This is a genomic window from Klebsiella sp. K5-45, from assembly GCF_030128605.1.
GTDB classification, from domain to species: domain Bacteria; phylum Pseudomonadota; class Gammaproteobacteria; order Enterobacterales; family Enterobacteriaceae; genus Klebsiella; species Klebsiella quasipneumoniae.
The window spans coordinates 99430-120101 of sequence record NZ_JAKUZW010000008.1; the positions used below are offsets into that span (position 1 = coordinate 99430).

General features: G+C 62.6%; 20 protein-coding genes. 2 read left to right on the forward strand and 18 right to left on the reverse strand.

Features of this window, described 5'->3' with window-relative positions; all coding sequences use genetic code 11:
• Positions 1 to 6 precede the first annotated feature (6 nt).
• The 10 genes from pcaF to paaA are packed head-to-tail and all read right to left on the reverse strand — an operon-like array spanning position 7 to position 8182.
• On the reverse strand, positions 7 to 1212 hold the full coding sequence (gene pcaF, locus MKS11_RS17755) for a 3-oxoadipyl-CoA thiolase (protein ID WP_087770992.1): 1206 nt from the start codon (positions 1210 to 1212) through the stop codon (positions 7 to 9).
• Positions 1212 to 1634 (reverse strand): hydroxyphenylacetyl-CoA thioesterase PaaI, encoded by a 423-nt coding sequence (gene paaI / locus MKS11_RS17760; RefSeq protein WP_087770993.1) that lies wholly within the window; start codon positions 1632 to 1634, stop codon positions 1212 to 1214. The genes pcaF and paaI overlap by 1 nt, the downstream gene beginning before the upstream one ends.
• A complete protein-coding gene (locus tag MKS11_RS17765; protein WP_165474141.1) occupies positions 1624 to 3048 on the reverse strand; it encodes a 3-hydroxyacyl-CoA dehydrogenase in 1425 nt (474 codons plus the stop codon). Before MKS11_RS17765 ends, paaI begins: the two co-directional genes overlap by 11 nt.
• On the reverse strand, positions 3049 to 3837 hold the full coding sequence (paaG, locus tag MKS11_RS17770; protein ID WP_004204040.1) for a 2-(1,2-epoxy-1,2-dihydrophenyl)acetyl-CoA isomerase PaaG: 789 nt from the start codon (positions 3835 to 3837) through the stop codon (positions 3049 to 3051). It lies immediately after the preceding gene.
• Positions 3838 to 3839: 2 nt separating this feature from the next.
• Positions 3840 to 4607, reverse strand: coding sequence for a 2,3-dehydroadipyl-CoA hydratase PaaF (paaF, locus tag MKS11_RS17775; protein ID WP_284109636.1), 768 nt, complete (start codon positions 4605 to 4607; stop codon positions 3840 to 3842).
• Positions 4604 to 5674 (reverse strand): 1,2-phenylacetyl-CoA epoxidase subunit PaaE, encoded by a 1071-nt coding sequence (paaE, locus tag MKS11_RS17780; RefSeq protein WP_065904094.1) that lies wholly within the window; start codon positions 5672 to 5674, stop codon positions 4604 to 4606. The genes paaF and paaE overlap by 4 nt, the downstream gene beginning before the upstream one ends.
• A gap of 7 nt (positions 5675 to 5681) precedes the next feature.
• A complete protein-coding gene (paaD, locus tag MKS11_RS17785) occupies positions 5682 to 6179 on the reverse strand; it encodes a 1,2-phenylacetyl-CoA epoxidase subunit PaaD (protein WP_004204037.1) in 498 nt (165 codons plus the stop codon).
• 11 nt (positions 6180 to 6190) lie between these two features.
• Positions 6191 to 6946: a 1,2-phenylacetyl-CoA epoxidase subunit PaaC gene (paaC, locus tag MKS11_RS17790; RefSeq protein ID WP_004204036.1), complete on the reverse strand. Its 756-nt coding sequence runs from the start codon at positions 6944 to 6946 to the stop codon at positions 6191 to 6193.
• A 7-nt stretch (positions 6947 to 6953) separates the two neighbouring features.
• Positions 6954 to 7241 (reverse strand): 1,2-phenylacetyl-CoA epoxidase subunit PaaB, encoded by a 288-nt coding sequence (paaB, locus tag MKS11_RS17795; protein WP_002902768.1) that lies wholly within the window; start codon positions 7239 to 7241, stop codon positions 6954 to 6956.
• Between the two features lie 11 nt (positions 7242 to 7252).
• The gene (gene paaA, locus MKS11_RS17800) at positions 7253 to 8182 is read right to left on the reverse strand and encodes a 1,2-phenylacetyl-CoA epoxidase subunit PaaA (protein WP_004176377.1); all 930 of its coding nucleotides are present in this window, start codon (positions 8180 to 8182) and stop codon (positions 7253 to 7255) included.
• A 286-nt stretch (positions 8183 to 8468) separates the two neighbouring features.
• Between paaA and paaZ the strand changes: the two genes are divergently transcribed.
• Positions 8469 to 10514: a phenylacetic acid degradation bifunctional protein PaaZ gene (paaZ, locus tag MKS11_RS17805; RefSeq protein WP_087770994.1), complete on the forward strand. Its 2046-nt coding sequence runs from the start codon at positions 8469 to 8471 to the stop codon at positions 10512 to 10514.
• Between the two features lie 417 nt (positions 10515 to 10931).
• Here paaZ and MKS11_RS17810 read toward each other — a convergent pair whose 3' ends face one another.
• On the reverse strand, positions 10932 to 11204 hold the full coding sequence (locus MKS11_RS17810) for a hypothetical protein (RefSeq protein ID WP_153650031.1): 273 nt from the start codon (positions 11202 to 11204) through the stop codon (positions 10932 to 10934).
• 642 nt (positions 11205 to 11846) lie between these two features.
• On the opposite strand from MKS11_RS17810, the gene tynA reads away from it, so the two are divergent.
• Positions 11847 to 14114, forward strand: a complete 2268-nt coding sequence (tynA, locus tag MKS11_RS17815; RefSeq protein ID WP_087771372.1) for a primary-amine oxidase — start codon at positions 11847 to 11849, stop codon at positions 14112 to 14114.
• Between the two features lie 2 nt (positions 14115 to 14116).
• Here tynA and MKS11_RS17820 read toward each other — a convergent pair whose 3' ends face one another.
• From MKS11_RS17820 to MKS11_RS17850, 7 genes are all read right to left on the reverse strand, one after another.
• Entirely contained in the window at positions 14117 to 15100 is a 984-nt protein-coding gene (locus tag MKS11_RS17820; protein WP_165474142.1) for a zinc-dependent alcohol dehydrogenase family protein, read from the reverse strand.
• A gap of 22 nt (positions 15101 to 15122) precedes the next feature.
• On the reverse strand, positions 15123 to 15941 hold the full coding sequence (locus MKS11_RS17825) for a phytanoyl-CoA dioxygenase family protein (RefSeq protein WP_004204030.1): 819 nt from the start codon (positions 15939 to 15941) through the stop codon (positions 15123 to 15125).
• A gap of 24 nt (positions 15942 to 15965) precedes the next feature.
• Positions 15966 to 17150: an acetylornithine deacetylase gene (argE, locus tag MKS11_RS17830; RefSeq protein WP_370447386.1), complete on the reverse strand. Its 1185-nt coding sequence runs from the start codon at positions 17148 to 17150 to the stop codon at positions 15966 to 15968.
• Positions 17128 to 17802: a DUF1028 domain-containing protein gene (locus tag MKS11_RS17835; RefSeq protein WP_087771369.1), complete on the reverse strand. Its 675-nt coding sequence runs from the start codon at positions 17800 to 17802 to the stop codon at positions 17128 to 17130. Before MKS11_RS17835 ends, argE begins: the two co-directional genes overlap by 23 nt.
• Complete coding sequence (locus MKS11_RS17840; protein ID WP_004190423.1) at positions 17799 to 18233, reverse strand: RidA family protein; 435 nt, start codon at positions 18231 to 18233, stop codon at positions 17799 to 17801. Before MKS11_RS17840 ends, MKS11_RS17835 begins: the two co-directional genes overlap by 4 nt.
• Positions 18234 to 18259: 26 nt before the next feature.
• Positions 18260 to 19516 (reverse strand): NAD(P)/FAD-dependent oxidoreductase, encoded by a 1257-nt coding sequence (locus MKS11_RS17845; protein ID WP_032455928.1) that lies wholly within the window; start codon positions 19514 to 19516, stop codon positions 18260 to 18262.
• A 170-nt stretch (positions 19517 to 19686) separates the two neighbouring features.
• Positions 19687 to 20601, reverse strand: a complete 915-nt coding sequence (locus MKS11_RS17850; RefSeq protein WP_004204026.1) for a LysR substrate-binding domain-containing protein — start codon at positions 20599 to 20601, stop codon at positions 19687 to 19689.
• Positions 20602 to 20672: the final 71 nt, after the last annotated feature.

The following is a 20672-nucleotide window of genomic DNA, read 5'->3' on the forward strand; positions in this document are numbered from 1 at the left end:
ATTAGCTCACACTCGCTCGAGGATCATGGCGATGCCCTGACCCACGCCAATACACATCGTACACAACGCATAGCGCCCGCCGCGGCGCTGCAGCTCAAGGCTGGCGCTCAGCGCCAGACGCGCGCCGCTCATGCCCAGCGGATGGCCTAACGCGATGGCGCCGCCGTTGGGATTCACATGCGCCGCATCGTCCGGCACGCCAAGCTGTCTGAGCACGCCCAGGGCCTGGGCGGCGAAGGCCTCATTCAGCTCAATCAGATCCATATCGTGGATATTGAGTCCCGCCCGCTCCAGCACTTTACGCACCGCCGGTACCGGCCCCAGCCCCATCAGCCGCGGTTCGACCCCTGCCGTCGCCATCGCCACGATACGCGCGCGCGGCGTGAGCCCCTGGATAGCGGCCTGCTGTTCGCTGGCGACGATCAGCGCCGCGGCGCCATCGTTGACGCCGGAAGCATTGCCCGCGGTAATGACGCCGCCCTGGCGGAACGGCGCTTTCAGTTGCGCCAGCTGCTCAAGCGTGGTTTCCGGGCGCGGATGCTCGTCCTCGCGCACGTCGCTGACCACCCCTTTCCGTCCGACAATCTGCACCGGCACGATCTCCTGCGCCAGAATGCCATCGCGCTGGGCCTGCGCCGTGCGCTGCTGGCTGCGCCAGGCGAAAGCATCCTGATCGGCGCGGCTAATATTTAACAATTCAGCTACATTCTCGGCCGTTTCCGGCATGCTGTCAGTTCCGAAGTGTTGCGCCATGAGCGGGTTCACAAAACGCCAGCCAATGGTGGTGTCAAACAGCTCCGCCTGACGCTGATACGGCGCGCTGGCCTTCCCCATCACAAACGGCGCGCGCGACATCGACTCTACGCCGCCGGCAATCAGCAGATCGGCATCGCCGGCTTTGATCGCTCTGGCGGCAAAGCCGATCGCATCCAGACCAGACCCACATAAACGGTTAATCGTGGTGCCCGGTACGGTATGCGGGAAACCTGCCAACAGAGTCGCCATATGCGCCACATTGCGGTTATCTTCACCCGCCTGATTCGCGCAGCCGTAAATCACGTCATCGATCGCGGTCGGGTCAAGCCTGGGGTTACGGCTCAGCAGCTCACGCAGCGGGATCGCCGCCAGGTCGTCGGCGCGCACGCTGGCCAGCGCGCCGCCGTAGCGGCCAATCGGCGTGCGGATCCCGTCACAAATAAAGGCCTCGCGCATTAGACTTCTCCTGTGATTGTGCCGCCGATGCGGTGCGATTTGCCGCGAAACAGGGCCACAATTTTTTGCTGTTGATTAACAATTTCAATGTCGTAGACCCCGGTCAGCTTGCCCTGCTGTTTGACTCGGGCGGTGGCGACCAGCCGGTCCCCGGCAAACGCCGGGCGAAGGAAATCAATGCTGGCCGCCGAAGCCACCGCCGCCAGCCCCTGGCTGTTACAGGCGTAGGCGAAAGCGGTATCGGCAAGGGTAAATAGCTGACCGCCGTGACAGGTTTGATGGCCGTTAAGCATGTCCGGCGAGACGGTCATGGTCATCTGCGCAAAACCATCGTCCATTTCGATAAGTTCGATCCCCATCGTTCTGGCGCAGGTATCTTTTTCGTACATCGCGCGCGCGTTGCGCCACGGATCATTGCTCATGGTGCTTCTCCATTAGCGCCTTCTGGCGCAACAGGGAACCGGGGCGATAGCGCTCCTCGCCATAATGGTGATGCAGGTTCTCCAGCAGGCGCAGCACGCGGCGCCAGCCGAGGCTTTCCCCCCACGCCAGCGGGCCCTGCGGGTAGTTGACGCCAAGACGCATGGCGGTATCGATATCCTGCGCGCTGGCCACCCCTTTCTGCAGTGCGTCCAGCGCTTCGTTAACCAGCATCGCCACCGTGCGCCACACCAGCAGGCCGGGATAATCGGCGATGCGCAGCACTTTCTTGCCCTGCTGCTGGAAATAGTGCACCGCTTTGTCCGTCGCCGCCGGCGCGTTGGTCGCCGCGGCGGCCAGCACCACCGTATCGCTGGCGCACAGGTCATACACCACCACCGGACGACGATGCTTAACGCTCAGCGCCAGGGCGGTTTCGCCTTCGGTCTCCAGCAACAAAAGCTCGTCCAGCTCGGTGACACTGTCACTTACCGTCATCACGGATTGCGCGCCAGTGGCGACCGGCGGCAGCGTCACCTCCGGCTGCGTCTCCGCAGGCCAGCGATAGACGCCGTGACCGCTCTTTTTCCCCAATCGCCCGGCCTGCGCCAGCTCCTGCTGCAGGAGCGATGGCAGGTAACGCCGGTCCTGCCAGAAGGCGTTAAATACCGAGCAGGTCACGGCGAAGTTGACGTCCTGGCCAATCAGGTCCGTCAGCGCCAGGGGCCCCATCGGGAAGCCGCCGCCGTCACGCAAAGCGGCATCGATAACTTCCGGGGCGGCCACCTGCTCCTCCAGCGCCCGCCAGGCTTCAGCATAGAACGGACGCGCCACGCGGTTAACGATAAAGCCGGGCGTCGAGCGGCAGCGAACCGGCCGTTTCCCCCAGCCGCTCACGCACTGGCACAGCTGCTCCACCACTTCCGCAGACGTCGCCAGGCCGCTGACAACCTCCACCAGCTGCATCACCGGCGCCGGATTAAAAAAGTGCAGCCCGGCCACCCGCTCCGGGTTTTTGACCCCGGCGGCGATGGCGGTAATCGAAATCGACGAAGTGTTGCTGGTCAGCAATGTTGACGGCGAGCAGATCGCCGCCAGCTGCGCGAACAGCGCCGCTTTCACCTCCAGGCGTTCAGAGGCCGCTTCGATCACTAAATCTGCGTCGGCCAGCGCGGCTAAATCGTGGGCCGGATGCAGCCGCGCCAGCAGCGCGTCGGCCTGCTCTGAGGCCAGTTTGCCGCGCTCGACCCGAGAGGCAAGACGCCTCGCAATGCCATCGATCGCCCGGACGATGGCCTGATGATCGATGTCGTAAATCAGTACCGGGTGCCCGGCGGCAGCAGCCACTTCGGCAATACCAGCCCCCATGGTGCCGCTGCCGATCACCGCCACGTTGGCTAAGGATGTCGTCATCATCTATTTCCCGCTGAACTGTGGTGGCCGTTTGGCCAGAAACGCGCTGACCCCTTCGCGGTAATCATCGCTGCGCCCGGCGAGGCGCTGATAATCGCGCTCCAGATCCAGCTGCGCGTCGAGACTGTTGGTTTCCGCCGCCAGCAGCGCCTTTTTAATCAGCCCAAGACCAAACGTCGGCTGGGCCGCCAGATGGCGCGCCAGCTGCAGACTGGTATCCGCCAGTTCGGCATCGTCCACCAGTTGCCAGATAATCCCCCACTGCGCGGCCTGTTCCGCGCTGAGGCTGTCGCCCAGCAGCGCCAGCCCCATCGCGCGCGCGCGGCCAGCCACCCGCGGCAGGAACCAGCTGCCGCCGCAGTCCGGCACCAGCCCGAGCTTGCTGAACGCCATCACAAACTTGGCCGAACGCGCGGCCAGCACGATATCGCAGCCCAGCGCCAGGGTGGCGCCTGCGCCAGCGGCTACGCCGTTGACCGCGCAGATAACCGGTTTCGGCAGCGCCGCCAGACGGCGCACTAACGGGTTGTAAAAGCGTTCCACCGACAGGCCGAGATCCGGCGGCGGCCCACTGGGGTCGACGTTGCGGTCATTCAGATCCTGGCCGGCGCAAAATCCGCGGCCGGCGCCGGTGATCAGCAGGCAACGCACGCCGTCGTCGCGCTCGGCCTGCTTCAGACATTCCGCCAGCTGCTGATGCATCCGATCGTTAAAACTGTTGAGGCGGTCCGGGCGATTGAGAGTGATGGTCATGACGCCCTGTTCCACTGCGCTGAGAATGAAAGCTTCCACGATTAGCGTCCTGTAAAGTCCGGGTTACGTTTTTGTAAGAAGGCGTCGATGCCTTCGCGGCGGTCTTCGGTGGCGCTCAGCAGGCTGAACAGCTGGCGCTCCTGCTGGAGACCGGCCTGCAGGCTCACTTCCTGCGACAGGCGCAGCGACTGTTTCGCCGCCCGCAGCGCCAGCGGCGCATGGCGGGCGATGGTGGTCGCCAGTTGCAGGGCATATTCATCGGTTAACGCCGCCGGATGGACATCGCTCACCAGCCCGGCCTGCTGCGCCTGACGGGCGTCAATACTCTCGCCGCTCAGCACCATCCGGCTGGCCAGCGCCTTGCCAACGCTGCGGATCAGCCGCTGGGTGCCGCCAGCGCCCGGCATTATGCCGAGGGTAATTTCCGGCAGGCCAAAGCGGGCGTTGTCCCCGGCGACAATCAGATCGCATAGCAGGGCCAGCTCGCAGCCGGCGCCGAGGGCGTAACCGTTGACCGAGGCGATCAGCGGTTTGGGGAAGGCATCGATACGCGCCCACAGCCGCGGGCGGATATCGTCCAGGGTCGCCGGGAGATCTTTCTCCGCCATCTCATTCAGATCGGCCCCGGCGGCAAAGAAGCGCGGGTTACCGCTGATGACGCAGACGCTGACGTGGTTATCAGCGGCCGCGGCCTCCAGCGCCTCGGCAATCTGGGTTAATAAGGCATTGTTCAGTGCATTGCGGGCCTGCGGACGGTTGAGCGTCAGCTGCAGCACACGGCCATGGCGGTGGATCAGCAGCTCGCTCATGCCATCCCCCGCGCGTCAAAGTCGACCACCACGTCGCCGCTGGTGGGCAGCGCCTGGCAGCTCAGCACATAACCCGCCGCCAGCTCATCCGCTTCGAGGCTATAGTTGGCGGCCATCGCCACTTCGCCGCGCAGCACTTTGCATTTACAGGTGGCGCACACCCCGCCCTTGCAGGCAAACGGCAGGTCTGCCCCCTGACGCAATGCGGCATCCAGGATGCTGTCGTCTTCGGCGCTGAGGGCGATCAGCCGATCGCGCCCGTCCTGGCGGATGGTGACCGTGCGTCCCTCCGCCTGCACCCCGGCGGCGCGCTTAACGCTGACGCCCGGCGTATTGAAGCGTTCGAGATGAATCGATTTCTCCGCTACGCCAAGTTCACGTAACGTTGCTTCCGCCTCGTCCATCATCGTCGCCGGACCGCAGATAAAGGCCTCGTCGAAACGGCTGAAATCCAGCAGATGGTCAGCGAGCTGGCGCAGTTTGTCGCCGTCGATGCGCCCCTGCAGCAGATCGCTGTCCATCGACTCCTGGCTGAACAGATGTATCACCTGCAGGCGCTGCGGATAGCGGTCTTTTAAATCGGCCAGCGCCTGGCGGAACATCATGCTGTGGCTGCTGCGGTTACCGTAGATCAGCGTGAAGCGACTGTACGGCTCGGTGGCCAGGGTGGCGCTAACGATCGCCATCATCGGCGTGATCCCGGAGCCGGCGGCAATCGCCAGATAGTCGCCCTGCCGCTCGGCCTGCGGCTGATAGCCGAAATGCCCCTGCGGCACCATCACCTCCAGCTCCATCCCCTGCTGGATATCGTGCTGGGCGTAGCGCGAGAAGCGTCCGCCGTCGATGGCTTTGATCGCGACGCTGATCTCTCCCGGCGTGCGGCTGCGGCAGATGGAGTAACAGCGGCGCAGCTCTTCACCGCCCAGACGGGCTTTTAGCGTCAGATGCTGGCCCGGGCGAAAACAGTATTCCGCCTGCAGGGCTTGCGGGATCGCAAAAGTGATGGTCACCGCATCGCGGGTTTCCGGCTCGACTCTCGCCACCTTAAGCGAATGGAACGTCGTCATGGCAACCTCAAATACATTTAAAGTAATCAAAAGGTTCCCGGCAGCTGTCGCAGCGATAGAGCGCTTTGCAGGCCGTGGAACCGAATTCGCTAAGCAGCGAGGTATGGGTGCTGCCGCAGCGTGGACAACTCACCTCGGCGGGCATATCCGCATGGCAGGCGTGCCCCTGCGGCGGGCTGATGCCGTACTGGCGCAGGCGCTCGCGGGCATCCTGACTCATCCAGTCGGTGGTCCACGGCGGATCCAGCTGCAGGACGATGTGGACCGGCAGATAACCATGCTCGCTCATCACTGCGCGGATCTCCCCCAGCAGATGCTCCGTCGCCGGACAGCCCGAATAAGTCGGGGTAAAGCCAATCACCCAGCCGTCGCCGTGGCGCGCGACGCTGCGCACCATGCCGAGATCGGTGATGGTCAGCACCGGTACTTCCGGGTCCGGGATCGCGCTTAACAATCCCCAGATAGCACGCACCTCGGCGGGAGCGATGTCATCTAAACGTTGCATCTTCTCCTCCCTTACCACTGCAGGCCGGGATGCGAACGCTGCAGATATTGCATCTCCGCCAGTAGCGGGCCGAGATGTTCACTGTGCAGCCCCTGTTTGCCGCCGCTGCGGAAGGCCGCTTCCTGCGGGATCGATAAGCCTGAGTCAAGCAGCGCGGTATGCACGGTGCTTTGCCATTCGGCCTGAAGCTCGCGCGGATCAACCGCAATGCCCTGCCCGACCAGGCTGAGCTCCAGGTCATCGGCAAGGAACAGTTCGCCGGTGAAGCGCCACAGATTGTCGACCGCCTGCTGCATTTTGCGCTGGGATACCTCGGTACCGTTGCCAAGACGCTCCAGCCAGCCACGGCTGAAGCGCTGGTGGTAGCGCACCTCTTTCAGTCCTTTAGCGGCAATGGCCGCCAGCTGCGCATCGCGGCTGTTCACCAGCCGGCTGTACAGGGCGACGTGCCAGACGTCGATAAAGAACTGGCGGGCGATGGTGTCAGCAAAATTGCCGTTGGGCTGCTCCACCAGCAGCAGGTTGCTGAACTGGCGCTCATCGCGGCCGAAGGCCAGGGTATCTTCGTCGCCGCAGCCGTTAAGCTCGGCGGCATAGCTTAAAAAGTTGCGCGCCTGGCCAAGCAGGTCGAGGCCGATGTTGGCCAATGCCAGATCGATCTCCAGCTCCGGGGCATGGCCGCACCAGGCGCCTAAACGCTGGGCCAGCACCAGGCCGTTGTCGCCAAGACGCAGGGCGTAGGTGGCGACGGGATTCGGGTTATTCATCGCCGCCTCACATATGTTCCATGCCGTCCGGCACGGTATAGAAAGTCGGATGGCGGTAGACTTTGCTTTCCGCCGGGTCGAAGAATTCGCCGCGATCTTCCGGCTGCGAAGCAACGATTTCGCTGGCCTTCACCACCCAAATTGAGCAGCCTTCGCTGCGGCGGGTGTAGGCGTCGCGGGCGTTTTCCAGCGCCATTTGATCGTCGGCGGCATGCAGGCTGCCGACGTGACGATGGGAAAGCCCCTGTTTGCTGCGAACGAACACTTCATATAACGGCCAGTAAACTTTGCTCATGTTGTCTCTCCTTATGCCGCGCTGCGGGCCTGCTGTTTTTGCGCATGGGCCAGCGCGGCTTCGCGCACCCATTCGCCCTCTTCCCAGGCCTTACGCTTGGCGGCCAGGCGTTCGTGATTGCAAATCCCACGGCCGCTAATCACCTCGTTAAATTCCTGCCAGTCGATTTCGCCGAAGCGGTAGTGGCCGCTGGCTTCATCAAACTGCAAATCCGGGTCCGGGACGGTCATGCCGAGGATCTCCACCTGCGGCACGGTGTTGTCGACGAAGCGTTGACGCAGCTCGTCGTTGGAGTGCAGTTTGATTTTCCACGCCATGCTGCGGGCGCTGTTTGGCGAGTTGTCGTCGTTGGGGCCAAACATCATCAGCGCTGGCCACCAGAAACGATTGATGGCGTCCTGCAGCATTTGCCGCTGCGCGTCATTGCCCTGCGCCAGCGCCATGCAGGCTTCGAATCCCTGGCGCTGGTGAAAGCTTTCTTCTTTGCAGATTTTGACCATCGCCCGGGCATAGGGCCCGTAGGAGGTCCGGCACAGCGCCACCTGGTTGACGATAGCCGCGCCATCCACCAGCCAGCCGATCACGCCGATATCCGCCCAGCTCAGCGTCGGGTAGTTAAAAATGGAGGAGTATTTCATCTGCCCGTCGAGCATCTTCTGATACAGGTCTTCCCGCGCGCAGCCAAGGGTTTCCGCGGCGCTATAGAGATACAGCCCGTGTCCAGCCTCATCCTGTACCTTAGCCAACAGGATCGCTTTGCGGCGCAGCGTCGGCGCGCGGGTGATCCAGTTGCCTTCCGGCAGCATGCCGACGATCTCCGAGTGCGCGTGCTGGCCTATCTGCCGAATCAAGGTCTTACGGTAGGCATCCGGCATCCAGTCCTGCGGTTCGATGGCCGTTTCCTGCGCGATGCGCTGGTCAAAGCGTTGTTCTTCTGTCACGTCATCACCTTTATGATTCCGATATTCACAACAAAAACATTTATATGAATCACTTTGTTTATTGAAGGTTACATATTGGTTAAATGAAACCACAAATTTTGTTTGCTCTTTTTGTGATGATCTCCGCAAAACCTTTTGCAAACCACAATAAATACAGTAAGTTAAGCATAAGGTTTAAGGCCATCGCGATCACAATATTAATAATTTATTAAATACGGGCTTGCATTTTATGATTCATAAAAGAACTATTTATAGATATCACACGTAACACATTTGGAGATTTGCGATGCAGCAGTTAGCCAGCTACTTATCCGGCGCCTGGCAGACCGGCCGGGGCCGCGCCCGTACTATTCATCACGCCATCACCGGCGCGGCGCTGTGGGAGGTGACCAGTGAAGGTCTGGATATGGCGCAGGCGCGCCGCTTCGCGATTGAGCGCGGCGGTAAGGCGCTGCAAGCCATGACCTTTATTGAACGCAGCGCGATGCTGAAAGCACTAGCGAAACATCTGTTGGAGCAGAAAGACCAGTTCTACGCCATCTCGGCGCAAACCGGCGCCACCCGCGCCGACAGTTGGGTGGATATTGAAGGCGGTATCGGTACCCTTTTCACCTATGCCGGGCTGGGCAGTCGCGAACTGCCGGACGATATCCTGTGGCCGGAAGACGAGCTGATCCCGCTCTCAAAACAGGGCGGTTTTGCCGCCCGTCACGTGCTGACCTCAAAATCAGGCGTCGCCGTCCATATCAACGCCTTCAACTTTCCCTGCTGGGGAATGCTGGAAAAACTGGCCCCCACGTGGCTGGCCGGTATGCCAGCTATCATTAAACCGGCAACCGCTACCGCCCAGCTCACCCAGGCAATGGTGAAAGCGATTGTCGACAGCGGCCTGGTGCCGGAGGGCGCCATCAGCCTGATTTGCGGCGGCGCGGGCGATCTGCTCGACCACCTCGATAGCCAGGACGTGGTGACCTTTACCGGCTCTGCCGCCACCGGCCAGCAGCTGCGGTCGCACCCCAACCTGGTGGCCAAATCGATTCCCTTTACCATGGAAGCGGATTCGCTCAACTGCTGTGTGTTAGGCGAAGACGTCACGCCGGAGCAACCGGAGTTCGCGCTGTTTATCCGGGAAGTGGTCCGCGAGATGACGGCGAAAGCCGGACAAAAATGTACCGCTATCCGCCGCATCATCGTCCCGCTGGCGCAGATCAATGCGGTTAGCGATGCGCTGATCGCCCGCCTGCATAAAGTGACCGTCGGCGACCCGGCGCAGGAAGGGATTAAGATGGGGGCGCTGGTTAATCACGAGCAGCGTCGGGACGTACAGGAGAGCGTCAATAAACTGATTGCCGCCGGCTGCGAAGCGCTGCTTGGCGGACAGGCGGACCTCAGCGCGGCCGGAGCCTTTTTCCCGCCGACGCTGCTCTACTGCGCGCAGCCGGATGAAACCCCGGCGGTTCACGCCATTGAAGCCTTTGGCCCGGTGGCGACCCTGATGCCCTACCAGGACCGCCAGCATGCGCTGACGCTGGCACGCGCCGGCGGCGGCAGCCTGGCGGGGACGCTGGTTACCGCCAGCGGCGAACTGGCGCGGGAGTTTATCCTCGGCGCCGCCCGCGCGCATGGCCGTATTCAGATCCTGAACGAAGCATCCTCCGCAGAATCAACCGGCCACGGTTCGCCGCTGCCGCAGCTGGTGCACGGCGGCCCCGGCCGCGCCGGCGGCGGAGAGGAGCTAGGCGGACTGCGTTCGGTGAAACACTATATGCAGCGCACCGCCGTCCAGGGCAGCCCAACGATGCTGGCGACCATCGGCCAGCAGTGGGTACGCGGCGCCCAGGTGAGCGAAGATCGCATTCACCCGTTTCGCAAATATTTCGAAGAGATCCAGCCCGGCGACAGTTTGCTGACCCCGCGCCGGACACTGACCGAAGCGGATATCGTTAACTTCGCCTGCCTGAGCGGCGACCATTTCTACGCCCACATGGACAAAATCGCCGCCGCCGAGTCGATTTTCGGCGAGCGGGTGGTTCACGGTTATTTCCTGATCTCCGCGGCGGCCGGTCTGTTCGTCGATGCCGGCGTCGGGCCAGTTATCGCCAACTACGGGATGGAAAACCTGCGCTTTATTGAACCGGTCAAGCCGGGAGACACCATCCATGTGCGTCTGACCTGTAAGCGGAAAACGGTCAAGCGGCAGCGCAGCGCTGAGGAGAAAGCCACCGGCGTGGTGGAATGGGCGGTGGAGATTTTCAACCAGCACCAGCAGGCGGTGGCGCTGTATTCCATTCTCACCCTGGTGGCGCGCCAGCAGGGGGATTTCCCGGCGTAATGGAGGAAAATAGACCGCTGGCGCGCTGTTGGCCGGTCCTTGAGCTATTGCTTCTGCAATCGGTTTGCAACGGTTTCGCCCCGGGAAAACGTTTGTTCTGTGTGATTTATCTCAAGGCGCAGGGGACGAAAACAGCTACCGGACAGTTCCTTCTCCCTCCGGTAGAGGGTCAGGGTGAGGGGAAGTACTGAAGTGTGGTTCTTTATGTTATCTGTGGCTTCAGCGCACATTGCGCTCCCGGTTAATTTTTCTTCATTCTGTTTTCCGTGGCGCAGGGAGCGCACAGGGGGCGGCCAGTCGCCGCCGCCCCCTGTACCCCCGGGCTCCGGCCAGCAAAATCGCCGCTGCGCGGTCCCTTCGACTTATCCCTGCAGGCTTCGGGTCGGGCCGAGGTAGCGTCCATGCAAAACACGGCCCTCAGCCCGCATCCATGCGGGCTGCCCCGGCCTGCCGGGAACGTCTCAGCGATTTTGAGGCCGCCAGCACCGGCAGTTTCAGCGGCCCCAGCGCTAGCGCCAGCAGTGATTTGGGGCTGTAGGCCGGGTAAGGCGTTAGCCGCCACCCGGCGACATTACGGCTACCGTGCCTGATATCTTGCCCGGCGGCGCTGCGCTGGCGCGGGCCTACGGGGTGTGAGCCTGTGAGTGGATCCTGTAGGCCGGGTAAGGCGCAGCCGCCACCCGGCGACATCACGGGTTCCGTGCCTGATATCTTGCCCGGCGGCGCTGCGCTTGCGCGGGCCTACGGACAGTCAGACCCGGACAGGTAGGCCGGGTAAGGCGCAGCCGCCACCCGGCAACATCACGGGTACCGCGCCTGGTATCTTGCCCGGCGGCGCTGCGCTTGCGCGGGCCTACGGGGTGTGAGCCTGTGAGTGGATCCTGTAGGCCGGGTAAGGCGCAGCCGCCACCCGGCGAAATCACGGCTACCGTGCCTGGTATCTTGCCCGGCGGCGCTGCGCTTGCGCGGGCCTACGGGGTGTGAGCCTGTGAGTGGATCCTGTAGGCCGGGTAAGGCGCAGCCGCCACCCGGCGACATCACGGGTACCGTGCCTGACATCTTGCCCGGCGGCGCTGCGCTTGCGCGGGCCTACGGGGTGTGAGCCTGTGAGTGGATCCTGTAGGCCGGGTAAGGCGCAGCCGCCACCCGGCAAAAAATCGGCGCACGTGTTCAATGCCTCTGCGGAGGCATTTTTTACGTCCCTCTGGCAAAACTGACAAATAACCTGGCAAGAGCAAACAAACGCTACGGCGCCGCGGGCTGGTAGCTTAAGGGTGACAAAGCCGACATTCGCAGCGGCATAAGACAACACAACAATAAGATGAGGGCACAATGGCAAACGGCTTGAAATTTTCTCCTCGTAAAACCGCGCTGGCGCTGGCCGTGGCGGTGGTTTGCGCCTGGCAATCACCGGTCTTCGCTCACGGTAGCGAAGCCCACATGGTACCGCTGGATAAAACGCTGGAGGCGTTCGGCGCTGACGTGCAGTGGGATGACTATGCGCAAATGTTTACCCTGATAAAAGATGGCGCTTACGTCAAAGTGAAGCCCGGCGCCAAAACGGCGATCGTCAACGGTAAATCCCTTGACCTACCGGTGCCGGTGGTGATGAAGGAAGGTAAAGCCTGGGTCTCCGATACCTTTATCAACGACGTGTTCCAGTCCGGTCTCGACCAGACCTTCCAGGTGGAAAAACGCCCTCACCCGTTAAACTCGCTCTCGGCGGCGGAAATCAGCGAAGCGGTGACCATTGTCAAAACCGCGCCGGAGTTCCAGCCGAATACCCGCTTTACTGAGATTTCCTTACACGAGCCGGATAAAGCGGCGGTATGGGCCTTTGCCCTGCAGGGAACACCCGTTGATGCCCCCCGCACCGCCGATGTGGTGATGCTCGATGGCAAACATGTCATTGAAGCCGTCGTCGATCTGCAAAACAAAAAAATCCTCTCATGGACGCCGATTAAAGGCGCCCACGGGATGGTGCTGCTTGATGACTTCGTCAGCGTGCAGAACATTATCAATGCCAGCAGCGAGTTCGCTGAGGTGCTGAAAAAGCACGGTATTACCGATCCCAGTAAAGTGGTCACCACCCCGCTCACCGTCGGCTACTTTGATGGCAAAGATGGCCTGCAGCAGGATGCGCGTCTGCTGAAAGTCGTCAGTTATCTGGATACCGGCGACGGCAACTACTGGGCGCACCCGATTGAAAACCTGGTGGCGGTGGTCGACCTGGAAGCAAAGAAAATCATCAAAATCGAGGAAGGCCCGGTGATTCCGGTGCCGATGGAACCGCGTCCGTACGATGGCCGCGACCGCAACGCCCCGGCGGTGAAACCGCTGGATATTACTGAACCGGAAGGCAAAAACTATACCATTACCGGGGATACCATTCACTGGCGGAACTGGGATTTCCATCTGCGTCTTAACTCGCGCGTCGGGCCAATCCTCTCGACGGTGACCTACAACGATAACGGCAAAAAACGCCAGGTGATGTATGAAGGTTCGCTCGGCGGGATGATCGTCCCCTACGGCGACCCGGACGTCGGCTGGTATTTCAAAGCCTATCTGGACTCCGGCGATTACGGCATGGGCACCCTGACCTCGCCGATTGTACGCGGCAAAGACGCGCCGTCGAATGCGGTGCTGCTGGATGAAACCATCGCCGACTACACCGGCGCGCCGACCACCATCCCGCACGCCGTCGCCATATTCGAGCGCTACGCCGGGCCGGAATATAAGCACCTGGAGATGGGCAAGCCCAACGTCAGTACCGAGCGCCGGGAGCTGGTGGTGCGCTGGATCAGCACCGTCGGCAACTACGACTATATCTTTGACTGGGTATTCCACGACAACGGCACCATCGGCATCGATGCCGGCGCCACCGGGATTGAGGCGGTGAAAGGCGTGCTGGCGAAAACCATGCACGACCCGAGCGCCAAAGAAGATACCCGCTACGGAACGCTGATCGACCATAATATTGTCGGCACCACCCACCAGCATATCTATAACTTCCGCCTCGACCTCGACGTGGACGGCGAAAACAACACTCTGGTGGCGATGGACCCGGAGGTGAAGCCCAACACCGCCGGCGGCCCGCGCACCAGCACCATGCAGGTGAATCAGTACACGATTGACAGCGAACAGAAAGCGGCGCAGAAATTCGACCCGGGTACGATTCGCCTGCTGAGCAACACCAGCAAAGAGAACCGCATGGGTAACCCAGTCTCTTACCAGATCATCCCTTACGCTGGCGGCACCCATCCGGCGGCGACCGGCGCCAAGTTCGCCCCCGACGAGTGGATCTACCATCGTCTGAGCTTTATGGATAAACAGCTGTGGGTAACGCGCTACCACCCGAGCGAACGCTATCCGGAAGGCAAATACCCTAACCGCTCCGCTCACGATACCGGGTTAGGCCAGTATGCCAAGGACGATGAGTCGCTGACGCACCAGGATGACGTGGTGTGGATCACCACCGGCACCACCCACGTGGCGCGCGCTGAAGAGTGGCCGATCATGCCAACCGAATGGGCGCACGCCCTGCTGAAGCCATGGAACTTCTTTGACGAAACGCCGACCCTCGGCGAGAAGAAACAGTAATCTCAACCCACGGTGAAATCGAGCAGGATTTTACCGCCTCTTCCCGGCTGGCCGGCGGCGGCAATCGCCTCGCGCCAGTCGTTCAACGCCACCCGCTGGGCCGGCGGTTGCGTAGTCGTCGGCAGCCGCTGCCAGATCTCATCGAACGCCGCCCGCCATGCCGCCACGCTGAGGCCAGGCAGCGCCTCCCGCAGATGAAACTTGCGCACCGCCGCGCTGGCGCGCGTCTGGATCAACGGCCGCCCGGATAATAAGCCGTAGGAGACCAGGGTCGACGACGCGGGCAGCACCGACAACAGCGTGTTCCCCAGCTCCCCGCCCACCGCGTCAAACACCAGATCGCTGTGCTGGCTGACCTTCTCCACCAGCGCCCGATCGGCGTCGAGGATCGGATAGATCCCGGCCTGCTCCAGACGCGCCCGATGCTGCGGCGAGCGAATAATCCCGCTTACCGAACGGGCGCCCATGGCCAGCGCCCACTGCCCCAGCAGGCTGGCGCAGGAGGAGGCGGCGGCGGTCAGCACGATCTGTTTCCCGGCAACCGGCCAGCGACTGAGCATCAGCATCGCAGTCAGCGGATTGATATACCCGCGGGCGGCCAGCAGATCGTCCACCGCCGGGGGAACCGGCACCAGCCAGGTCTCATCGAGATCGATAAACCGTTGCCAGGTGCCGCCCCCGCGCAGGGGCAGCACCCGCTGGCCCGCGGTCAGCCGGCTGCCGAATGGCGCGGCGACCACCTCGCCAAGGCCTTCGTAGCCGGGGACGGCCGGCAGTCGGGTACGGTGGCGATAGGCGCCGGTGATGGGGATCAGATCTGAAGGATTCACCGGGGCATAGCGCATCCTGACCCGCACCCGTCCACCGGCCAGCGGCGCCAGCGGGGCGCGTTTCAGCGCTAGCACCGCGGCCGGCGGCCCGTAGCGGTCATAAACAATGGCGTCGTTGAACATCGACTGGCTCCAGACAACGAAAGACGGGATCATAGCAGATCCCGTCCGAAGCCGCTTACGCTGGTGGCCAGACCTGGGGGAACAGTGGAGAATCCAGCGGGTCGCCGTCCCGCAGGGTCAGCTCGGGGAACGGCGGCGACGTCACGCCGCCGCGGTCGGCAAAGGCGGCGTCATCCCCCACCCAGCGGGCGGAGAAGACCCGTCGCGCCCGCGCTCCAGGGTTGCCGCGGGCGCCATGGACGGTGCGAAAATGAAAGGCCACCGCATCCCCCGGCTCCAGCGCCCAGCTGACGATATCGTACTCGTCCTCATGGGCGTCGATATCCGGCAGCGCGCTGAACCGGGTGTGCTCGTAGAGCCTGGTGCCATTGAAGCGGGTGGGACTGTACTCCGCCTCCCAGCGATGCGACCCGCGAATGCAGCGCAGCGAGGTGGCCTCTGCTACCGGGTCCAGCGGGATCCAGAAGCTGACGTTCTGTCGGCCGGAGACGCAATAGTAAGGCTGGTCATGATGCCAGGGGGTGACCGTGCTGCCCCCGGCGGGTTTGACCAGCGTATGCTCATGGAAAAATTTCGCCGTCTGCGACTGCATCAGCGCCGCGGCGATTTCGGCGGCGGCCGACTGGAAGACAAACTCGCTAAACGCCGGGATCCGCGACCAGTTGCAGTAATCCTGAAAAAAAGGCGGCGAACCATCTTTGGGGATCACCGTGCGCGCATGACCATATTCGCTGGGGCTGGCCATCAGCGCCGTGACCCCCTCGGCGAGGCGCTCAACCCAGGGGGTAAAAACGCCCTTCAGTAATACCACGCCATCCGCCTGCCAGCGGTCGACTGTCGCTTGATCGATATGGTGAGAGTGTTGGTTGTGCATCGCTTGGGTTCCTGTGTGGGTGGATCAGGTAAGCGGTTCTGCGGGCTCGGCGCGCATCCACGCGCAAAGCTGGCCCAGCATCGCCATGCAGCGTTCGGTCTGGTCGATGCTGATGTACTCATCGGCCTTATGGCCCTGGGCCATGCTGCCCGGCCCGCAGACCAGGGTCGCGACGCCCATCTCGTCGAACAGCCCCCCTTCGGTGCCGAACGCCACGGTGGAAAACCGATCGCTGCCGCACCACTGCGCCAGCCAGCAGGCGAAGTCGGACTGTGGATCGCTGAGCAGCGGCGGGTAGTGGCTCAACAGCTGAAACTGGATGTCGCTTCCGCCGCCGACCCGGCGCATCTCCGGCAGCAGCCGGCGGCGGGCGTAGGCCGCCAGCGCTTCGGTAACCGCTTCGGGACGCATCCCCGGCAGGTAGCGGATTTCAAAATCAAAGCGACAGGACTGCGGAACGATGTTCAGCGCGGCGCCGCCCTGAATGGTGCCCACCTGCAGGGTGCTGAAAGGCGGCGAAAAGCGGCTGTCCAGCTGCCGGGCCAGACGCTCGCCCAGCCGATCCAGGCGGTTGATCAGCCTGGCCGCGTAGCGGATGGCGTTCACCCCCTGCGGGGCATAGGCCGAATGGCAGGCCTGGCCCTCAATGCAGCAGCGCATGGCCAGTTTGCCTTTATGACCGAACACCGGCTGCATCTCCGTCGGCTCGCCGATGAGGCACAGCGCCGGTTTCTCCGGCGAGGCCTGCAGAAAATCCACCAGGCTGCGCACGCCGAGGCAGCCGACCTCTTCGTCATAGGAGAAGGCCAGATGCAGCGGCATCCGCAGCGGCGCCGCCAGAAAGTCATCCACCGCCGCCAGCACGCAGGCGAGAAAGCCCTTCATATCGGCGCTGCCGCGGCCGTAGTAGCGGCCATCGCGCTCGGTCAGGCTGAACGGCGGCACGCTCCAGTCCTGCCCGTCCACCGGGACCACGTCGGTATGGCCCGAGAGCATCACCCCGCCGCCGCCGGACGGCCCCAGCCGGGCGTAGAGATTGGCCTTTCCCCCCGACGGGTCATAAAAGCGGCGGGACGCCACGCCGCGGGCGGCGAGAAAATCGGCGATCCAGTCGATCATCGCCAGGTTTGAATGGCGGCTGGTGGTATCAAAGGCCAGCAGCGCGGCAAGGATCGCTCCCGGCGTGTTATTCATCGCCAGGCACGCCATAGGCCGGCGCCTCGCGCGGGTCGAGCGCCCGGGTAATATAGGCCTCCATTTGCGGCTCCCACGCCAGCCACAGCTGCTCAAGGGCCGCCAGCGGATCCGCTTCCGCCCAGTCAATGCGCAGGTCGACCACCGGCCACGGGTAATCGTCCACCACCTTCACCGCCGCCGAGTGGACCGGCCCGGCCTCGCCCCCGGCGACGATCCCGGTGCGCAGTCCGGCCAGCAGCCGGCTGGTCAGCTCACCAGTGGCGGCCTCAAAGGCGCCCACCATCGCAGCGATCACCCCCTCACTGGCCAGCATGTTGCCCGCCGCCACGCAGTTATCCCCCGCCAGGGCGCCGCCGATCCCGAGGGTGAATTCCCCGCTGAACACCGCCGTGTCGCCGTTGGCGTCAATCGCCGCGACCTGGCGATATTCGCGGAAGCGATCCTCCGCCAGCGCCTGCTTCAGGGCCTGCTCAACGCTGGCTCCCGCTTCGAGCGCGCTGAGGATCTGCGGCCCCAGCGACGGCAGGGTAATGTTCTGGCTGGAAACCGCCCCCACGCCGGGCAGCAGCCACGGACAGCGCGACCCGACGGCCATGCTCGATGAACTAATGGCGATGCCCAACTGACCCGTTTCCGGGCAACGGGCGGTAAGGGAAAGGGTCATTCTGCCGCCTCCCCCTGCCAGTCGTCAGGGATCACCGCCGTGACGTCAATCTCCATCAGCCACTGCGGCTGCGCCAGGGCCGACACCACCACCCCGGTGGAGATGGGAAAGACCCCTTTCAACCATTTTCCCACCTCCTGATAGACCGGCTCGCGATAGCGGGGGTCGATCAGATAAGTGGTGGTCTTGACGATATGCGAGAGGTCGCTGCCGGCCTCTTTCAGCAGCTGCTCGACATTCTTCATCGCCTGTTCCGCCTGGGCTCGCGGGTCGCCGAGGCCGATCAGGTTGCCGGCGAAATCGGTGCCGACCTGGCCGCGAACGTAGACGGTATTCCCGGCCCGCACCGCCTGGCACAGATCGTTGTTCAGCGCCTGGTTCGGGTAGGTCTCTTTGGTGTTAAACATGCGAATACGGGTATGGGTTGGCATCAAAGCACTCCTTCAGGAAACGGTTATCAGGACGGCTGGTAACGCTGATACTGGCGCTGAATGGCGATCTGGTCGGCAATATATTTGGCATCGTGCCAGACGCCCCAGATAAAGGTGGACCCGCGCCGCGACAGCCACGGCAGGCCGAGAAAATAGACCCCCGGCTCCGTCGACACGCCGCGGTGATGCTGCGGCCGCTGCGCGTCATCGAAGGCGTTGACCTTCAGCCAGCGATAGTCGGTGGTATATCCGGTCGCCCAGATGATGGCGCCGATCCCGGCCTCGGCCAGGTCGAGGCTAAGCAGCGGGTCGCTGACGCAGGCCGGATCGGGCAGAAACTCACGGGCGGAGGGCTCTTCAGGCAGATCCGAACCGTTGCGCGCTACCCAGTCGTCGGCGGCGTCGAGCAACGCAAGATAAGAGGCATCGCCGCGGCGGATATTCTCCGCCAGGTCGGGGTGGAACAACGCCCTGGCGCCGTCAAAGCCGCGGGTCTGCCCCACCAGGGTGACCCCCTGATGCGCCAGTTGGCGAAAATCGACGGTATGGCCGCCGCGCGCGCCGCTCACCGCGATAGTGACATGCTCTTTCCCCGGCGCATTGGCCGCGGCGTCCCACATTCCCAGCACCCCGAGCCACCAGCAAAAATCGCGCTGGCGATAGCGACGCGGCGGCCGGTCGTGCGCCCCCACCGACAGCCACACCGCGCGTCCGGCCCGCTGCAGCTCATCGGCAATCTGGACGCCGGAGGATCCGGCCCCCACTACCAGCACGCCGCCCTCCGGCAGCTGCTGCGGATTAAGATAGTGCGCCGAGTGGAGCTGCTGAATAGCCGGACTCTGCGGGGCGATAGCCGGGATCGCCGGGCGCTGAAAGGGTCCGGTGGCCGCTACGATCCGCTGCGCCTCAATCACCCCCTGGGAGGTGTCAACACGAAAGCCCGGTCGCCCGGCGAGGCGTTCGGCGCTGTACACCTCCACCCCGGTACGGATCGGCGCATTGAAGCTGCGGGCATAGGCGGCAAAATAGTCCGCAACCTGCTCTTTGCCGACAAAGCTATCCGGCGGGCAGTCCGGGAACACCATCCCCGGAAACCGATCGTGCCAGGCCGGGCCGTTGGCCACCAGCGAATCCCAGCGCCCGCTGCGCCAGGCCTGGGCAATACCCTGTTTCTCCAGCACCAGGTGGGGGATATCCAGCCGGGTCAGATGCTCGCTCATGGCGACGCCCGCCTGCCCCGCGCCGACCACCAGGGTATCGATCTCGGTTATCTGTTCAGTCATTTCTCTATCCTTCAAGCACAGTTGCCGACGAGGTCGCCGGAATTGACGGCTTTCAGGTTATTTAACTGTGACGAATTGGTAAAATATTATAAAACGATCGACTGAATAGAATTTTACGAGGCTGATTGACGACAAAAAAAATAACGCCTGCCGGATCGACAGGCGTTATTTCAGCCGTGAGAGGGGGTTAATTCGATACTGCGGCAATAATCCATAAACAGTTGCGTTGGCCGCGTCGGCTCATTATTAGCGAGATGCGCCATAATTAAGGTTGAGGCGGGCATATCGTCGGCAATATCCCGCTGCACCACCCTTTCACCATCGTAGGTCATATCGCAGCAGGGCCGGGTGACCAGCACCGAAAAACCGAGTCCCTGACCGACCATACAGCGCACCATTTCGATAGAGGGTGAGCTGTAAGCTACTTCCGGGTGATAGCCTTTTTCCTTAAAGATGGAGATGAAATAATTTTTGCTCGGGACCGCATCAAGGAGGATCATCGGCTCGCGGCTCAGCTCCTGCAGCGTCACCTGCGCCTTTTGCGCCAGCGGATGCGCGGCGGGCAGCAGCGCGTAGGGTTTATGCGGGGCGTTAAGCCGTTCTTTATTGATCGAGTGGCCAAGCTCCAGATCGTAGACCAGCGCCAGGTCAAAGCGGCCGCGGTGCAGGCCATGCATCAGCTCATGCTGTTCGCCGTCATACAGATGCAGCGTAATTTCCGGATAGCATTTCTTAAATCCAGCCACCAGCTTCGGCATATACAGCGGAGCTACCGATTCAAAGCAACCGATGGAGATCATGCCAGAAACCAGCTCTTTATCCGCCCGCGAATTCTGCTCAAATTCCCACGACAGGCGCAGCAGCTCCTTCGCTTTATCGTAGATCCGCCGACCGCTGGAGGTGAGCGAGACGCCCTGCGCGTGGTGGCGAATAAACAGCTGCTGGTCGAAGGTGCTCTCCAGATTCTTAATGGCAATGGAAATCGACGGCTGCGCAATGTGCAGCTGGCGGGAGGCCTCGGCGATACTCTCCGTCTCCACCACGGTGACGAAATATTTGAGCTGCTTCAGGGTAAATCGGTTCATAGCATCACCATTGATAAAATATGGTCCGGCGCACGCAGGAAATAGTTTTCCTCTAAGTCCCAAGCAATCCG

What these genes read in the sequence shown, in the direction of transcription:
- pcaF (WP_087770992.1), bottom strand. Translation starts at nt 1,212, where the DNA reads ATGCGCGAGGCCTTTATTTGTGACGGGATCCGCACGCCGATTGGCCGC.
- paaI (WP_087770993.1), bottom strand. Translation starts at nt 1,634, where the DNA reads ATGAGCAATGATCCGTGGCGCAACGCGCGCGCGATGTACGAAAAAGAT.
- MKS11_RS17765 (WP_165474141.1), bottom strand. Translation starts at nt 3,048, where the DNA reads ATGATGACGACATCCTTAGCCAACGTGGCGGTGATCGGCAGCGGCACC.
- paaF (WP_284109636.1), bottom strand. Translation starts at nt 4,607, where the DNA reads ATGAGCGAGCTGCTGATCCACCGCCATGGCCGTGTGCTGCAGCTGACG.
- paaE (WP_065904094.1), bottom strand. Translation starts at nt 5,674, where the DNA reads ATGACGACGTTCCATTCGCTTAAGGTGGCGAGAGTCGAGCCGGAAACC.
- paaD (WP_004204037.1), bottom strand. Translation starts at nt 6,179, where the DNA reads ATGCAACGTTTAGATGACATCGCTCCCGCCGAGGTGCGTGCTATCTGG.
- paaC (WP_004204036.1), bottom strand. Translation starts at nt 6,946, where the DNA reads ATGAATAACCCGAATCCCGTCGCCACCTACGCCCTGCGTCTTGGCGAC.
- paaB (WP_002902768.1), bottom strand. Translation starts at nt 7,241, where the DNA reads ATGAGCAAAGTTTACTGGCCGTTATATGAAGTGTTCGTTCGCAGCAAA.
- paaZ (WP_087770994.1), top strand. Translation starts at nt 8,469, where the DNA reads ATGCAGCAGTTAGCCAGCTACTTATCCGGCGCCTGGCAGACCGGCCGG.
- MKS11_RS17810 (WP_153650031.1), bottom strand. Translation starts at nt 11,204, where the DNA reads ATGTCGCCGGGTGGCGGCTGCGCCTTACCCGGCCTACAGGATCCACTC.
- tynA (WP_087771372.1), top strand. Translation starts at nt 11,847, where the DNA reads ATGGCAAACGGCTTGAAATTTTCTCCTCGTAAAACCGCGCTGGCGCTG.
- MKS11_RS17820 (WP_165474142.1), bottom strand. Translation starts at nt 15,100, where the DNA reads ATGATCCCGTCTTTCGTTGTCTGGAGCCAGTCGATGTTCAACGACGCC.
- MKS11_RS17825 (WP_004204030.1), bottom strand. Translation starts at nt 15,941, where the DNA reads ATGCACAACCAACACTCTCACCATATCGATCAAGCGACAGTCGACCGC.
- argE (WP_370447386.1), bottom strand. Translation starts at nt 17,150, where the DNA reads ATGGCGTGCCTGGCGATGAATAACACGCCGGGAGCGATCCTTGCCGCG.
- MKS11_RS17835 (WP_087771369.1), bottom strand. Translation starts at nt 17,802, where the DNA reads ATGACCCTTTCCCTTACCGCCCGTTGCCCGGAAACGGGTCAGTTGGGC.
- MKS11_RS17840 (WP_004190423.1), bottom strand. Translation starts at nt 18,233, where the DNA reads ATGCCAACCCATACCCGTATTCGCATGTTTAACACCAAAGAGACCTAC.
- MKS11_RS17845 (WP_032455928.1), bottom strand. Translation starts at nt 19,516, where the DNA reads ATGACTGAACAGATAACCGAGATCGATACCCTGGTGGTCGGCGCGGGG.
- MKS11_RS17850 (WP_004204026.1), bottom strand. Translation starts at nt 20,601, where the DNA reads ATGAACCGATTTACCCTGAAGCAGCTCAAATATTTCGTCACCGTGGTG.